Annotated in this window: 16 protein-coding genes; 10 read left to right on the forward strand and 6 right to left on the reverse strand. The window is 62.5% G+C overall.

Going from position 1 to position 15,026, the window contains the following annotated elements; all coding sequences use genetic code 11:
* Positions 1–14: 14 nt before the first annotated feature.
* The gene (locus tag DZG07_RS04425; RefSeq protein WP_119814612.1) at positions 15–476 is read left to right on the forward strand and encodes a hypothetical protein; all 462 of its coding nucleotides are present in this window, start codon (positions 15–17) and stop codon (positions 474–476) included.
* A gap of 6 nt (positions 477–482) precedes the next feature.
* On the opposite strand, the gene DZG07_RS04430 is transcribed toward DZG07_RS04425, so the two are convergent.
* A complete protein-coding gene (locus DZG07_RS04430; RefSeq protein ID WP_119814615.1) occupies positions 483–2,843 on the reverse strand; it encodes a response regulator in 2,361 nt (786 codons plus the stop codon).
* 125 nt (positions 2,844–2,968) lie between these two features.
* Positions 2,969–3,886 (reverse strand): polyprenyl synthetase family protein, encoded by a 918-nt coding sequence (locus DZG07_RS04435; RefSeq protein WP_119814618.1) that lies wholly within the window; start codon positions 3,884–3,886, stop codon positions 2,969–2,971.
* Between the two features lie 156 nt (positions 3,887–4,042).
* On the opposite strand from DZG07_RS04435, the gene mtgA reads away from it, so the two are divergent.
* The 3 genes from mtgA (at position 4,043) to DZG07_RS04450 (ending at position 5,624) form a co-directional block, all read left to right on the forward strand.
* A complete protein-coding gene (mtgA, locus tag DZG07_RS04440) occupies positions 4,043–4,750 on the forward strand; it encodes a monofunctional biosynthetic peptidoglycan transglycosylase (protein ID WP_091910235.1) in 708 nt (235 codons plus the stop codon).
* Positions 4,751–4,894: 144 nt separating this feature from the next.
* A complete protein-coding gene (gene rpmF / locus DZG07_RS04445; RefSeq protein WP_008834724.1) occupies positions 4,895–5,077 on the forward strand; it encodes a 50S ribosomal protein L32 in 183 nt (60 codons plus the stop codon).
* Between the two features lie 142 nt (positions 5,078–5,219).
* The gene (locus DZG07_RS04450; protein ID WP_091909184.1) at positions 5,220–5,624 is read left to right on the forward strand and encodes a hypothetical protein; all 405 of its coding nucleotides are present in this window, start codon (positions 5,220–5,222) and stop codon (positions 5,622–5,624) included.
* Between the two features lie 5 nt (positions 5,625–5,629).
* Here DZG07_RS04450 and DZG07_RS04455 read toward each other — a convergent pair whose 3' ends face one another.
* Positions 5,630–6,265: a DUF1062 domain-containing protein gene (locus DZG07_RS04455; protein WP_119814620.1), complete on the reverse strand. Its 636-nt coding sequence runs from the start codon at positions 6,263–6,265 to the stop codon at positions 5,630–5,632.
* An 84-nt stretch (positions 6,266–6,349) separates the two neighbouring features.
* Here DZG07_RS04455 and DZG07_RS23715 point away from each other — a divergent pair, with 84 nt between their 5' ends.
* The gene (locus DZG07_RS23715) at positions 6,350–6,568 is read left to right on the forward strand and encodes a hypothetical protein (protein WP_133304722.1); all 219 of its coding nucleotides are present in this window, start codon (positions 6,350–6,352) and stop codon (positions 6,566–6,568) included.
* 54 nt (positions 6,569–6,622) lie between these two features.
* Here the strand turns inward: DZG07_RS23715 and DZG07_RS04460 are convergent, their stop codons facing one another.
* Positions 6,623–7,051, reverse strand: a complete 429-nt coding sequence (locus DZG07_RS04460; RefSeq protein ID WP_091909189.1) for a heme-binding protein — start codon at positions 7,049–7,051, stop codon at positions 6,623–6,625.
* Between the two features lie 127 nt (positions 7,052–7,178).
* Between DZG07_RS04460 and DZG07_RS04465 the strand changes: the two genes are divergently transcribed.
* The 3 genes from DZG07_RS04465 to DZG07_RS04475 all read left to right on the forward strand — a co-directional run bounded on the left by DZG07_RS04465 (position 7,179) and on the right by DZG07_RS04475 (position 10,655).
* The gene (locus DZG07_RS04465) at positions 7,179–8,765 is read left to right on the forward strand and encodes a gamma-glutamyltransferase family protein (protein ID WP_162931546.1); all 1,587 of its coding nucleotides are present in this window, start codon (positions 7,179–7,181) and stop codon (positions 8,763–8,765) included.
* Positions 8,766–8,826: 61 nt separating this feature from the next.
* On the forward strand, positions 8,827–9,225 hold the full coding sequence (locus tag DZG07_RS04470; RefSeq protein WP_133304723.1) for a DUF2946 family protein: 399 nt from the start codon (positions 8,827–8,829) through the stop codon (positions 9,223–9,225).
* 62 nt (positions 9,226–9,287) lie between these two features.
* Positions 9,288–10,655, forward strand: coding sequence for a PepSY domain-containing protein (locus tag DZG07_RS04475; protein ID WP_119821395.1), 1,368 nt, complete (start codon positions 9,288–9,290; stop codon positions 10,653–10,655).
* A gap of 205 nt (positions 10,656–10,860) precedes the next feature.
* Here the strand turns inward: DZG07_RS04475 and phaR are convergent, their stop codons facing one another.
* On the reverse strand, positions 10,861–11,460 hold the full coding sequence (gene phaR, locus DZG07_RS04480) for a polyhydroxyalkanoate synthesis repressor PhaR (protein WP_091909199.1): 600 nt from the start codon (positions 11,458–11,460) through the stop codon (positions 10,861–10,863).
* A 278-nt stretch (positions 11,461–11,738) separates the two neighbouring features.
* Between phaR and DZG07_RS04485 the strand changes: the two genes are divergently transcribed.
* Both DZG07_RS04485 and phbB read left to right on the forward strand, forming a co-directional pair.
* On the forward strand, positions 11,739–12,923 hold the full coding sequence (locus tag DZG07_RS04485) for an acetyl-CoA C-acetyltransferase (RefSeq protein ID WP_119814626.1): 1,185 nt from the start codon (positions 11,739–11,741) through the stop codon (positions 12,921–12,923).
* A gap of 153 nt (positions 12,924–13,076) precedes the next feature.
* Positions 13,077–13,799, forward strand: a complete 723-nt coding sequence (gene phbB, locus DZG07_RS04490; protein WP_119814628.1) for an acetoacetyl-CoA reductase — start codon at positions 13,077–13,079, stop codon at positions 13,797–13,799.
* A gap of 106 nt (positions 13,800–13,905) precedes the next feature.
* On the opposite strand, the gene aqpZ is transcribed toward phbB, so the two are convergent.
* Positions 13,906–14,595 carry an aquaporin Z gene (gene aqpZ / locus DZG07_RS04495; protein ID WP_119814631.1) on the reverse strand — a complete coding sequence of 230 codons (690 nt, stop codon included), beginning with the start codon at positions 14,593–14,595 and terminating at the stop codon, positions 13,906–13,908.
* Between the last annotated feature and the right edge of the window lie 431 nt (positions 14,596–15,026).

Raw genomic sequence — 15,026 nt, forward strand, 5'->3', positions numbered from 1 at the left:
ACGAGGATAAAAGAATGACAGGAACGCGATCCATTGTTCTGGCTGCCGGTTTGACGGCTCTTATGGCGACCGGGTCTTTCCCAGCCTACGCACAGGATTCGAAAACGACGAACCAGGCGATCGACGAGGCGCTCGGCAACCACGCCCAGTATGAGACGGTCATCAAGGCGTTGCAGCAGGGCGTGAAGGGCAAGGATGCCAAGGCGGTCGCGGCGCTGGTCAATTATCCGATCAGCGTGAAGATCAGCGGCAAGGATACGGAGATCAAATCCGAGAAGGATTTCGTCACCCATTACGACGCCATCTTCACGCCCAAGATCGCCAAGGTGGTCGAGGATCAGAAATATGAAGACCTGTTCGTGAATTATCAGGGCATCATGTTCGGCGACGGCCAGGTCTGGATCAACGGCATCTGCAAGGACAGCGCCTGCAAGGCCGTCGATGCCAAGATCGTCACCATTCAGGATGGGCCGTAACAGCCTCTAGGCTGTCCGTGCCAGCTCCGTCGTCTCGCTCAGCCACGCGCCGATCTTGGTGCCGAGACGATCGGGCGAAATCGGCTTGGGCAGGTAATCGTCCATGCCGGCGTCGATGCATTTCTCGCGGTCGCCCTTCAGCGCATGGGCGGTGACGCCGATGATCGGCGTATGCGCGCCGATGGCGGCCTCGGCGTTGCGAATGGCGCGTGTTGCTTCGTAGCCATTCATCTCCGGCATCGACACATCCATCAGGATCAGGCGCGGGCTGAAGGTGCGGTACATCTCCACCGCGGTGCGGCCGTTGGCGGCGATCCTGTAGGATAGGCCGAGACCGTCGAGGATCTGGCCGAAGACAAGCTGGTTCACCTCGTTGTCCTCGGCCACGAGGATGTCGAGCGGTACATTGGCCGAGGGCTGTGCCGTGCTCTGCATGGGCGTCGTGGCAGCCGAGCCGCGCAAGACGGTGAAGGCAGGTGTTGCGGGTTTGGGCGCCGGCGCTGGTGCGACAACAGGTGCGGCCTCGCGCACGAATTGCGCCGCCTTGCCAAGCTGGGTGCGCGCCTTCTGGATCGCGCCGATGACGGTGCCCAGAAGTATCGCCGAACGGGCCGGCTTGGTCAGGTGGGCGGCAATGCCATAGTCGAGCACGAGGCGGCCGAAATCGACCTGGTCGACCGAAGTGAGCAGCACGACGGGGATGGAGGCAAGCCGGCTGTCGGAGGACATCGCCTTGGCGACGTCGGCGCCGTTCATGCCGGGCATCTGGTAGTCGAGGATGACGCAGTCCACCGTCGCGCCGAGCTGGTGGGCGCGGTCGAGGAAGGCGAGGCCGACGGCGCCCGTCTCCGCAGCGGCGCAATCGAAGCCCCAGCTTCTGAGCTGTTCGAGCAGGATGTCGCGGTTGACCGGATTGTCGTCGATGACCAGAACGCGCGCGCCGGTGACATCGGTCGGCACGATCTCGGTCTGCGCGGTGGCCTCATGCGCCGGCAGTGGCACGGTGAACCAGAACACGGAGCCACGCCCGACCTCGCTCTCGATACCGATCGTGCCGCCCATCAAGTCGACAAGCCGCGCGGCAATGGCGAGGCCCAGGCCGGTGCCTTCGTGACGGCGCGTGGAAGAATTGTCGACCTGCGCGAATTTCTCGAACACGGTCTGCAGCTTCTCGGCGGGAATGCCGATGCCGGTGTCCTCGACGCGAACTTTCAACTGCACGGTGCCATCCTCGACCGTGCCGGAAACGTCGATGAGAACGTGGCCCTTCTCGGTGAACTTCACCGCATTGCCGAGCATGTTGGTGATGATCTGGCGGAAGCGCCCGACATCGCCAACGACATGGGCTGGCAAGCGCGGATCGACGCGCACGATGAGCTCGAGGTTCTTTTCGGCGACGCGTGCCGAAACCAGCGTGGCGACGTCCTCGACCGCTTCCGAAAGCCGGAACGGTGCGGGGTCGAGCGTGAGCTGGCCGGCATTGATCTTCGAAAAATCGAGGATGTCGTTGATGATGGTCAGCAGTGCGTTGCCGGATTTGACGATCACGTCGGTGAAGGTCTTCTGGCGCGCCGTCAGCTCGGTCTTGGCCAGAAGCTCGGCCATGCCGAGAACGCCGTTCATCGGCGTGCGGATTTCATGGCTCATATTGGCGAGGAATTCGGATTTGGCTCGGTCGGCGGCCTCGGCCTGGAACAGTGATTCCGCCGACTCGGCAAAGGCCTTGCGGATCGCCTTTTCCATCGGCCGGAATATCCACAGTGCAACCAGTCCAAGCACCGCGATCAGCGCCAGTCCGGCATAGGACAGGAACGTGTCGCTGCGGTGCTCGACGAATGCGCGCTCGCGATCGAGTGCGGTGCGGGCGCGGATCAGCAGAGGCTGGGCGAAAAGATCGTTCTGGTTGCGGATTTCGCGATTGCCCCATTCGTCGATCTTCTGCGCACCGGCAAGCACGCCGAGATTGCGCACGATATCGCGCGCCGACCAGAACAGGTCGCCATTGACCGAAGCGGAATCGAGATCACCGATGGTTTTTGCCGAAAGATCGTTCCGCACCGCGGCGAGATCGGCGGTCAGCGCGTCGATTTTTTCCTGCAGCCGGTTGGCGTGGCCGCTCGCGGCATTGGAAAGGTCGGCGCGGGTGTCGGCGCGCCAGGCGGTGGTTGCGGTCTCGGAGAATGTCGTGGCGTTGCGAAGATCGCGCCCGAGCGTGGTGAGGTTGCCGCCGATCTGGTCGATCGCGTTGCGCAGCTGGTTCATGCTGTTCAGCGTGTAGAAGATCGCGCCCGAGGTCAGCGCGAAAATCAGCAAACCCGACAGATATCTGATCCGGATCGAACGGATGAACAGCGAATAATCTGGCACGCACACACTCCGGACACATACGCACAATTTTACAGAGCCGGATTACGCTTGATTTACATTAAAATTTCGTGATCGAGAATCACCGGTTCTCCCGCAGGTTGCGCCAGGGTGTGTGGAGATTCAGCCTATTTGCGCCGCTCGGCGACGAAGCTGGCCGCATCTTTCAAGAGGGCGGCGCGTTCGCCGTAGGGCTCAAGCAGAAGATGCGCCTGTTCCACCAGGCCGTGCAGTTGGTCCTGAGCCCAGTTCGCGCCATGCAATCCGACCAGCGTCGCCTTGCCGGCGGCAGCATCCTTGCCGGTCGCCTTGCCCATGGTTTCCGCGTTGGACGTCAGGTCGAGCAGGTCGTCGGCAAGCTGGAAGGCAAGGCCGATGGCCGAGCCGAATTCAGCAAGCCGCTCGCGATCGGCGGGGGCGGCACCGGCCAGGATGGCGCCGGCCTCGCAGCCGTAACGGATCAGCGCGCCGGTCTTCATCGCCTGCAGCGTGATGATGCCGGTCTCGTCGGGGCGCTTGCGCTCTGCCTCGAGGTCGAGCGCCTGGCCGCCGGCCATGCCGCCGATGCCGGCTGCCCGCGAAAGGCCTAGCACGAGGTCGAGCTTTCGCTGCGCCGGCAGTTCCGTCGCCTCATCGGCGATAATGTCGAAGGCGTAGGTCAAAAGGCTGTCGCCGGCCAGGATGGCGCTGGCCTCGTCGAAGGCGCGGTGCACGGTCGGCTGGCCGCGGCGCAAATCGTCGTCGTCCATGGCAGGCAGATCGTCGTGGATCAGCGAGTAGCAGTGCACGCATTCGAGCGCTGCGGCGACGCGCAGTGCTGCCTCGCCGTCTGCTTCAAAAAGAGCCGCACTTTCCAGCACCAGAAAGGGGCGCAGGCGCTTGCCGCCGTTCAGCACGCCATGGCGCATGGCGGCCAGCAGCGTACCCGGCCGCACAATCTCGCCGGGCAGGATGCGCTCGTCGAGCAGGCGTCGCAGCAGCGCCTCGACAGACTGGGCACGCAACTCAAGGTGGGCTTCGAACGGCAAAATGTCTTCCTCGATCATGGCCGCCACGGTTTACGGCAATCGCAGCCGCGGTCAAGTTCGTCGCATTGAGACATTGCGCTGCCGGCCAAGCGCCATTATGCCGAAGGCAAGGAGCGCTGAGGGACAGAAGGCTTGGACGAACCAATAATCGATCCCGAGACGCGGGGGCTCGAAATGGCACCGAGGCGGAAGGCAAGATCGCTCGGCGATATGCGCGTGTGGGTTCGCCGCGCCATCCTCGCGGCCATCGGCGTTGCGCTGATTCCCGCTGTGCTGACGTTTCTCTACATGCTGCCCTTCATACATCCGGTCTCGACCTTGATGCTGAAGGATCTGGCGACTTTCTCCGGCTACGACCGGCGCTGGGTTTCGATCGACGATGTCGCGCCGGTGCTGGCGCACTCCGTCATCATGTCGGAAGATGGCCAGTTCTGCTCGCACCGGGGCATCGACTGGGGCGAACTGCGGCTGGTGATAGACGATGCGCTGGCCGGGGAGGCGACGCGCGGTGCATCGACCATTCCCATGCAGACGGTGAAGAACCTTTATCTCTGGCAAGGCCGCTCGATGATCCGTAAGGGGCTGGAGGTACCGCTGGCGGTCTATTTCGATGCGGTCCTGTCGAAGAAGCGGATCATGGAGATCTATCTCAACATCGCCGAGTGGGGGCCGGGCATCTATGGCATCGAGGCCGCCGCCCAGCATCATTTCGGCGTCCCGGCCAAGCAACTGACGGCACGGCAGGCCGCCCTGCTTGCGGTGACGCTGCCCAATCCGATCGACCGCAACCCGGCGAGAGCCGGTGCCGGCTTGAAGCGGCTCGCCAACCTCGTCCAGCGCCGGGCTTCACGCGCTGGCGCCTATGTCGGCTGCGTCGACTAGGCTGGATCGAAAAAAATTCGCCGCGGTGCTGGTCAATCGCGGCTTTGCCGTGTATAGGCACGCCACTTATCTCAGATTACGGCCTGTTACGTGCGGCCCTTTAGCGAGGGCAGTCGGGGCTTTTACGATGGATGGAGCAATTCCATGGCTGTGCCAAAACGAAAGACCTCGCCTTCCAAGCGTGGCATGCGCCGTTCGGCGGATGCGCTGAAGGCTCCGACCTATGTCGAAGACAAGAACTCGGGCGAAATGCGCCGCCCGCACCACATCGACCTGAAGACCGGCATGTATCGCGGTCGCCAGGTTCTGACGCCCAAGGAAAGCTGAGAAGCCTTCCTCGCGCCGTTATGCGGTGAAACGATCAAGGGACTGGCCGCGCGCCGGTCCTTTTTCGTTTGTCAGGCGTTCAATCGGATGACCTGTTAGTCTACCAAGGCGTTTCGCCGTTCTTTGCGAGAAAAGAGAATAGATGCTGTCCCTTGTGCCGCTGCTGATCATCCCCTTCATCCTGTTCAATCTCGGCCTTGCCGGCCTGTTCGGTTCGGGCACCGGCGATCCTTTCGCCACGCAGATGTTTTCCGTGCAGATGATGTCGGGCGGCATCTGGACGATGACGGTCGGCGATCTGCTCATCGTCGTGGCGCTGCTTCTGCTCTTCGTCGAGATGATGAAATCGACGCGCACCTCCAATGCCTCGATCGTCGATCACCTGCTTTCGACCTTCGTCTTCGTCGCCTTCCTGGTCGAGTTCCTGCTGGTCAGGAGTGCTGCTCATCCCGTCTTCTTCACGCTGATGGTGATTGCGCTGATCGACGTGCTTGGCGGCTTCTCGGTTTCGCTGCGCTCCGCAGGGCGCGATGTCAATCTGAGCTGACGCACTCAGCTGCTGTCGACGCCGGCCGCCGTCATCGCGACGAGATGGCGGTCGCTTTCGCCCGACAGATCGAGGGCTATGCGCATTCCATGCTTTGCCGGCCGCCGCATGAAATGCCTGTCCGCCGTTGCGGTCAGGCACTCTTTGTCATGCAGTGCCTGTATGCGGCTTCGCGACAGGCCAAGTTCATTCGCCAGAAGACGGTCGACGCGCAAGCTGGTTTTGGACGGCGCAGCGAGATGGATTTCCATTTTCGCTGCGGAGTGGGGATTACCTGAGACGACGTTCTTTCGAACTTCAACGTCGCCGAACTCTTCGACCCGTTCGGCGCTGCGCCGCAGGTCGTCGAGATCGAAGGCCAGTCGCGCCGTCCATTCGGGATCGTTCGTGCGCAGCGCGTGCAGCAGGTCCGGATCGATCGAGCGTACATTGCGGCGCTCCAGAAGCGGGCGGTTCCAGGTGCCGTCGCAGTCGATGCAGCGATAGATCAGCCAGGCATCGATGCGCTTGCCATTGGCGTTGACCCTGGCCTTGCCTGAGCTGCTGAAGGGCCTGATGTCGCCGCATCGGCGGCAGGGAAGCCAGGGTTGCGGGGCGGTTTGAGGGATAATGGTCCATTGGACGCAAAGTACGTCTGACATGCCGGCTTGATCTTCCTGGTCGGAAGTTCCTCAAGACGGCGGTGTCGGAGAGCCTCAGGCGAGGCACGGTTTGGCAGAAGTCGGGTGCGGATCAAGGACGAGCCGGCGGCGATGACACCAGCGGCAGTCCAGCCATGCCATCCCGGTCTCGATCCGCCACCTGAAGAACGCAAATTCGCGATTGCGACAGGCCTGCGCCATGCCGCGTTTCTGGTGGAACTGACGAGACCGGAATTACAAAGGCAAGACGAGCCGAACCTGGGATTGTTGCGCTGGAGCGCGTTTGTAGCGAAACCCGAATAGGATGGGAAGTGGCCGCGAAGGCTCAAAACGCAGCCACTACAATCGCGCAGAAGATCAGCCGCCGTCGGCTTCGAAACCGGCGGCCTGGATGCCGGCGATTGCCACCAACTCGTCATTGTCGGAGGTGTCGCCGGAAACGCCGACCGCGCCGATGACCTCCCCCTGCGAGCGGATCAGCACGCCGCCGGCAACCGGCACGACCTTGCCGCCGGAAACGCCGGACAGGCCCTGCATGAAATGCGGACGCTCCTTGGCCATGGCCTCCACCCGGCGCGAGCCTGCGCCGACCGCCAGCGCGCCATAGGCCTTGCCCGACGCGATCTCGAATCGCAGGAACGATGCGCCGTCCTGCTTCTGGAACGCGATGACATGCCCGCCGGCATCGAACACGACAATGCCAAGCGGCTTGAGATTGATTTCCTTCGCCTTGGCAAAAGCGGCATCGATGATTTCGTTAGTCTTGGCGAGTGTCAGGCTTGGCATGGTTTCTCCTCTAGGGCCGATTTGGCCCATTGCTTTTATGCGGCGGGGCGTGAAATTTGTATGCCTTCCGGAAAAGAAGCTGTTTTGCCAGATCGGCCATGACCAGCCGCAATGAGGGGATTGACGCTTGAGAAGATTCGATGTGCCGGGGCGCTCGCCCGTCTACGCGGAAAACGGCATGGCCGCGACCTCGCATCCGCTGGCAACCGCTGCGGCAATCGCAGTGCTGAAAGAAGGCGGCAACGCCGTCGATGCGGCCATCGCTGCCTCGGCAACGCTTACCGTGGTCGAGCCGCATATGACCGGCATCGGCGGTGATTGTTTTGTCATCCTGGCCGAGCCTGACGGCTCCATTCATGGTTTGAACGGCTCCGGCCGCGCGCCTGCTGGAGCGGACGCGGCACGCCTGCGCGATCTCGGTTACAGCGCCGTGCCGGAAAGCGGGCCGCATTCGGTGACCGTGCCCGGCGCCATCAATGCCTGGGAAATGCTGCATGCCCGCTTCGGCAAGCTCTCCTTCGAGCGGCTGTTTGCGGACGCGATCGGCTATGCCGAGAACGGCTATGCCGTGCATCCGCGCGTTGCCTCGGATTGGGTGGGTGTCGTCGAGGAACTCGCGACAGATGAGGGTGCCGCCCGGCACTATCTGATCGACGGCAAGGCGCCTGCTCTCGGCACACGCCACAAGGTGCCGGCGCTGGCAGCAACGTTGCGCAAGATCGCCACGCAGGGCGCTAAAGCTTTCTACGAGGGCGAGGTCGCTGCCGAAATCGCCGCCACCATCCGCGCCAAGGGCGGCTTCATGACCGAGGACGACCTTGCCGCGACTTCCGCCGACTGGGTCGAGCTGATCTCGACCCGCTATAACGGCTACGACGTCCTTGAAATCCCGCCCAACGGGCAGGGCATCACCGCGCTCATCCTGCTCAACCTGATGGCCAAGGTCGGCACCGGCAAGCTCTCCCCCGACAGTGCCGAGCGCTATCATCTCGAGATCGAAGCGGCGCGGCTGGCCTATTCGGTGCGCGACCATCTGGTGGCCGACCCGAAGTCGATGACGGTGACGCCGGCGCAGCTTCTTTCGGACGCCTATACCGCTGCACTCGCCGAAGGAATCGATCCGGCGCGGCGCAATGCAAAGATCGTGCTGCCGAAGACGCCGGCCTCCGATACGGTCTATCTCACAGTGGTCGATCGCGACCGCCGCGCGGTTTCCTTCATCAACTCGGTCTATGACAGTTTCGGCTCCAAGATCGTGACCCAAAAGTCCGGCATCGCGCTGCAGAATCGTGGCACCTGCTTCTCGCTGGAGGAAGGCCACCCCAACGAACTCGGCCCGCGCAAGCGGCCCATGCACACCATCATCCCGGCGATGGCGCTGAAGGATGGCAAGGCGGCCGTATCGTTCGGCGTCATGGGCGGCGCCTATCAGCCGATGGGCCACGCCCATGTCTTCTCCAACCTTGCCGATCACGGCATGGACCCGCAGGAGGCGCTCGACCATGCGCGGCTGTTCTGGGGCGAGGATGGCGTGCTCGAGGCCGAGGCCGGAATCTCGGCGGAGGTGCGCGAGACGCTTGCGAAAAAGGGCCATACGCTGCGTGACGCAGCCAAACCGCATGGCGGCGGCCAGGTCATCGTCATCGACGACAAGAACGGCTTCCTGATCGGCGGCTCGGACCCGCGCAAGGACGGGCTGGCGCTGGGCTGGTGAGGGTGCATCGCGCCGCAGTGACTTCGCGGCGTGGGCATGTCATTGACGCTGCATGAAGCTCATGCGGCACCTCTTGAAGGACAGGCTGTCGGTCGGCGCGATTGCTGCGCTGATCGGCTATATGCTGTTGCTTCAGGGGCTGGTTGCGGGTTTTTCGCAAGGAGCCATGGCCGCTTCGGCCCTCGATCCGCTGCATGTCATCTGCGCTTCGGACGGAACGATCTCTACCGCCGCGAAAGACCCCGCCGGCTCGCCGGTGGACAAGGCGTTCCAGTGTCCTTGCGCGACGCTCTGCCAGCTTGCGGCGACCGCCACGCCGGCGGTTCTTGGCCAACTCGCGGTCTTTGCCTATGCCGCGCCGAAAGACACGAATGCGGTGCGCTTCGAGCAAGCCGACGTCTTCCAGTCGGTCTTCCGAGGCCTTCTCGCAGAAGCCAGGGCACCACCACTCTCCATGTGACGTCGAGCGATACGAAACCGGCCTGACAGGCCGTTCGATATTTCACGCCTATGGAGACACTCATGTCCGATCTGACCATCGGGCGGGAAAGTGCCGGCATTGCCGCGCAATCCGCGTCCGACCTTTACCGCGCCGTCTGGCGCTGGCATTTCTATGCAGGCCTGCTGGTCCTGCCCTTCATGATCACGCTCGCCGTCACCGGCGCGCTCTATCTGTTTCGGGACGAGTTGGATGCAGTCATTCATGCCGACCTGAAACGCGTTGAAATCCAGGAAAGCGCAAAGGTTGCGCCGTCCGCTATGGTGGCCGCAGCTCTCGCTGCCCATCCTGGCACTGCCGTCAAATTCACCGATCCCGGCTCGCCCGACGCATCGGCCGAGATCACCGTCAATACCGAGACGCAAGGCAAGCTGGCGGTCTATGTCGATCCCTATGACGGCAAGGTGCTCGGCTCGCTCCCCGACCGCGGAACGGTGATGTGGACCATCCGCTACCTGCACAGCCTGAAATATTTCGGGTCGACCGCCCGCATGGTGATCGAGATCGCTGCCGGCTGGTCGGTCCTGCTTGTCGGCACCGGCATCTATCTGTGGTGGCCGCGCCGGCAGACGGGCGGCGTCGTCAGCGTGCGCGGAACCCCGAAGCGTCGGGTGTTCTGGCGCGACACCCATGCCGTCACCGGCATTTTCGTCGGCTTCTTCATCGTCTTCCTGGCGATCACCGGCATGCCCTGGTCGGGCGTCTGGGGCGGCAAGGTCAATGAATGGGCCAATGGCAACAATTTCGGCTATCCCGCCGGCGTGCGGATCGCGGTGCCGATGTCGGACGAGCATCTCGATCATGTCGCCAAGACATCATGGTCGCTCGAACAGGCGCAGGTTCCGCAATCGCCCGCCGGACACCACGGCGCCACCCCGATAAGCTTGGATGATGCGGTCTCGACGTTCGACCGGCTCGGCCTGCATCGCGGCTATGCCGTCAACATTCCGGCGACGCCGACGGGCGTCTATACCGGCTCGGTCTATCCCGACGACCTGGCGCAGCAGCGGGTGGTTCATCTCGACCAGTATTCGGGCAAGCCGCTGATCGACATGAGCTATGCCGACTACGGGCCGCTCGGCAAATGGCTGGAGTGGGGGATCAATGTCCACCTCGGCCAGCAGTTCGGTCTCGCCAATCAGCTCGTGCTGCTGGCAGCCTGCATCGCCATTGTCGCACTCGCCGTTTCGGCGGGCGTGATGTGGTGGAAGCGCCGACCTCAGGGTTCGCTCGGCGTGCCGCCAATGCCGTTGGACAGGCGCGTGTTTCGCGGGCTGATTGCGATTCTTGCCATCGGCGGGGTGCTGTTTCCGCTCGTCGGAGCATCGCTGGTGGTGATGCTGGCGCTGGATTGGGCGTTTGGGCGGGTGCGGATGGTTGGGAAGGTTTGAGGAGAAGGAGGCTGGCCGCAACGCTGGCGACCCCCTCTCCCCGTCCTTCACGGGGAGAGGGTAAGGGTGAGGGGCCGTTTAAGGCCTTCTGCAGTTCGCACCTTCAACGAGGCACCGCTGCCCCGGCCCTTCGCTAGGGCTCCGGGCGTTCGAAACTCGAAAAGCCAAATCGTTGGCTTTTCGCCGGCCAAAGGCCGGACGTTTCTCACCCCATAGAATCGATCTTGCGCTGCATGGCAGCAATCTGCTCCTTCAGCTCCTGAAGGTCGCCCGGCTTTTCAGAACTTTCCTGCTTTGCCGGCTCGGCGGGTGCGGAGGCAGTGCCGCCCTGCGGGAAGGGCGTGAACAGGCGCATCGCGTTCTGGAACATTTCCATGTTGCGGCGCGTCTGTTCTTCCAGCGCCTTCATCGGCGCAAGCTTCATCATCTCCATCGGCGACTTGCCGAGAGAGGTTTTCATCTGCTCGCGAAAGCGTTCCTGCTCCTTGGCGAAAGCCACCATCGACTGTTCGAGGAAGCTCGGCACGATCATCTGCATCTGGTCGCCATAGAAGGCGATGAGCTGGCGCAGGAACGGGATCGGCAGCATATTCTGCCCATCCTTGTTCTCCAGCTCGAAAATGATCTGCGTCAGCACCGGGTGGGTGATGTCCTCGCCGGTCTTGGCGTCCTGCACGGTGAATTCCTCGCCCTTCTTGACCATCTCGGCCAGGTCCTCGAGCGTCACATAGGTGCTGGTGCCTGTGTTGTAGAGTCGGCGGTTGGCGTATTTCTTGATCACGACCGGATCGTCTTTTGCGGGCATCAAATTCCTCCCCAGGGACCGGAACGCGAAGTATGCAGCCGGTAACGATTGCGCCATGGCGAGGATATGCGCAAAACGTCTGCAATTCCAAGCGCTTTGTGCAGTGCGGGAATTTTGTGCGGAAATGCTGCGTTGCGCGGGCGATTTTTTGGCTGCGTTTTATTGCGGCAGCAATCCTGACCCATCGATTTCCAGTTTGACTCGGGTTCCTTAACGGGCAAGAAAAGCCCTTGAGAAGACCTCTATGCGGTCCGGCCCTAACTGTTCTGGAGAGTGAAATGCCCGCCTCGAATTCCATCGTCATCGCCAGCGCCGCCCGCACTGCGGTAGGTTCCTTCAACGGCTCGTTCGCCAATACGCCTGCCCATGAACTGGGTGCTGTCGTCGTCAAGGAAGTGCTGGCACGTGCCGGTGTTGATGCCGCTGAAGTCGATGAGGTCATCCTCGGTCAGGTGCTGACCGCGGGGCAGGGCCAGAACCCGGCGCGGCAGGCGTCCATCGCCGCCGGCCTGCCTATTGAAACCACCGCCTGGGGTCTCAATCAGGTCTGCGGCTCGGGCCTGCGCGCCATCGCGCTCGGCATGCAGCAGATCGCGACGGGCGACGCCAAGATCATCGTTGCCGGCGGCCAGGAATCGATGTCGCTGTCCACGCATTGCCAGCATCTGCGCGCCGGCACCAAGATGGGCGACCTGAAGCTCATCGACACGATGATCAAGGACGGTCTGTGGGATGCCTTCAACGGCTACCACATGGGCAACACCGCCGAAAATGTCGCACGCCAGTTCCAGATCACCCGCGACGATCAGGACGAATTCGCGCTCGCCTCGCAGAACAAGGCGGAGGCCGCTCAGAAGGCGGGAAAGTTCAAGGACGAGATCGTCGCCTTCACCGTCAAGGGCCGCAAGGGCGACACCATCGTCGACCAGGACGAATATATCCGCATCGGCGCGACGATCGATGCCATGCAGAAGCTTAAACCCGCCTTCGACAAGGACGGCACGGTGACTGCCGCCAACGCGTCCGGCCTGAATGACGGTGCCGCCGCTGCCGTGCTGATGACCGAGGCCGAAGCCGAGAGGCGCGGTATCACCCCGCTTGCCCGCATCGTTTCCTGGGCGACCGCCGGCGTCGACCCATCCATAATGGGCACGGGGCCGATCCCGGCATCGAAGAAGGCGCTGGAGAAGGCCGGCTGGTCGGTCGGCGATCTCGATCTCGTCGAGGCCAACGAGGCTTTTGCGGCTCAGGCCTGCGCGGTCAACAAGGGTCTCGGCTGGGATCCGGCCATCGTCAACGTCAATGGCGGGGCGATTGCCATCGGCCACCCGATCGGAGCATCGGGCGCGCGTATCTTCAACACGCTGGTCTTCGAAATGAAGCGCCGCGGCGCCAAGAAGGGCCTCGCCACGCTGTGCATCGGCGGCGGCATGGGCGTGGCGATGTGTGTTGAGGCGATTTAGGAATCTAGGGGAATAAGAGAATAGGGCAGTAGGGGAGTAGGTGGAAGTAAACAGTAAGCGATTAGCCTCAGAGTGAATGCCACTCCTTGCTTCCCCTACTGCCTTACTCCCCTATTCCCCTACTCCCATAAAAAATAAGAGGAGGAGCACTTCATGACCAGAACAGCACTCGTCACCGGGGGATCGCGTGGCATCGGGGCGGCGATCGCCGTTGCGCTGAAGAATGCGGGCTACAAGGTTGCCGCCAATTATGCCGGCAATGACGAAGCGGCGCAGAAATTCACCGCCGACACCGGCATCAAGACCTACAAATGGTCGGTCGCCGACTACGACGCCTGCGAGGCCGGGATAAAACAGGTCGAGGCCGATCTCGGGCCGGTCGATGTTCTGGTCAACAATGCCGGCATCACCCGCGACGCACCTTTCCACAAGATGACGCGCGACCAGTGGCGCGAGGTCATGGAAACCAATCTCAACGGCGTCTTTAACATGACGCATCCGCTGTGGAACGGCATGCGCGAGCGCAAGTTCGGCCGCGTCATCACCATTTCCTCGATCAACGGCCAGAAGGGCCAGTTCGCGCAGGCGAATTATTCGGCGGCCAAGGCCGGCGATATCGGCTTCACCAAGGCGCTGGCGCAGGAAGGCGCGCGCGCTGGCATCACCGTCAACGCCATCTGCCCCGGCTATATCGCGACAGACATGGTCATGGCGGTGCCGGAAAAGGTGCGCGAGTCCATCATCGCGCAGATCCCGGTCGGCCGGCTCGGCGAGGCCGTCGAGATCGCGCGCTGCGTGGTGTTCCTGTCATCCGACGATGCCGGCTTCATCACCGGCTCGACGATTACCGCCAATGGCGGGCAGTATTTTGTGTGAGGTTGGGTGCTGCCACGTCGCCAGAGGCATGGCTGACGACCGTTGATGTTGGCAAAAAAGAAAACGGCGCCCGAGGGCGCCGTTTCCGTTTGATCTGCCGCAAAAATCACTCGTCGCCGAACAGCGACTTGTGGGCGATGCCGGCGAGGATGGCGCCGACGATCGGGGCGACCCAGAACAGCCAGAGCTGCTGCAGCGCCCAGCCGCCGACGAACAGCGCCGGACCGGTGGAGCGCGCCGGGTTGACCGAGGTGTTGGTCACCGGGATCGAGATCAGGTGGATCAGGGTCAGCGCCAGGCCGATGGCGATCGGCGCAAAACCTGCCGGAACGCGTTTCGTCGTGACGCCGAGGATGATCATCAGGAACATGAAGGTCAGCACGATTTCGATGACAAGGGCTGCACCCATCGAATAGCCGCCCGGCGAATGCTCGCCATAGCCGTTCGATGCGAAGCCGCCGGAAAGCGAGAAATCCGCCTTGCCGCTGGCGATGAAGTACAGGATCGCCGAGGCGACGATGGCGCCGATGACCTGGGCGATGACATAGGGGACGAGATCCTTGGCCGGAAGACGCCCGGCCACGGTGAGGCCGACGGATACGGCCGGATTGAAGTGGCCGCCGGAAATCCCGCCCACGGCATAAGCCATGGTGAGGACCGTCAGGCCGAACGCAAACGCAACGCCAAGAAAACCAATACCGAATTGGGGGAAAGCGGCGGCAAGAACGGCGCTGCCGCAACCGCCGAAGACGAGCCAGAAAGTACCGAGGAACTCGGCGAAGAGACGTTTGGACATGGTAATACCCTCCTAGTACCAATGACCTAGAAGATTCACGAAATCGGGCACAACGCAATGGCGAGACATGCGGTGGGGCCTGCCACTTCAACGATTGTCACAGCTATTTACGTTGGGGCAGCCTTTGCGTTTGCAAAGCTGTGCCGGAACGGGGCATTTTGGTTAATTCCCGCCGCCCGGTCGGCATGCCGGAGCGACGCCGGCAGGGGATAATTGTGCCTCGCCGGACAAGCCTCACCATATGCTGTGGTGAACAAACCGGGAAACGACCGCCATCAGCGATTCGTCGCTGCTTCGTTCTTCCTTTGAGCGGAACGTTAACGGAAATGCTCGCCGCGGGACGCTCCATGGTCATTTCCGCTTAAGCATCTTTACGAAAGCCTTAATGCACGAGCCGCGCCTTCGGCCGGGCAAGTGGTGCGCCGGGTAAA

The organism is Mesorhizobium sp. DCY119 (assembly GCF_003590645.1).
Lineage (GTDB): Bacteria > Pseudomonadota > Alphaproteobacteria > Rhizobiales > Rhizobiaceae > Mesorhizobium_M.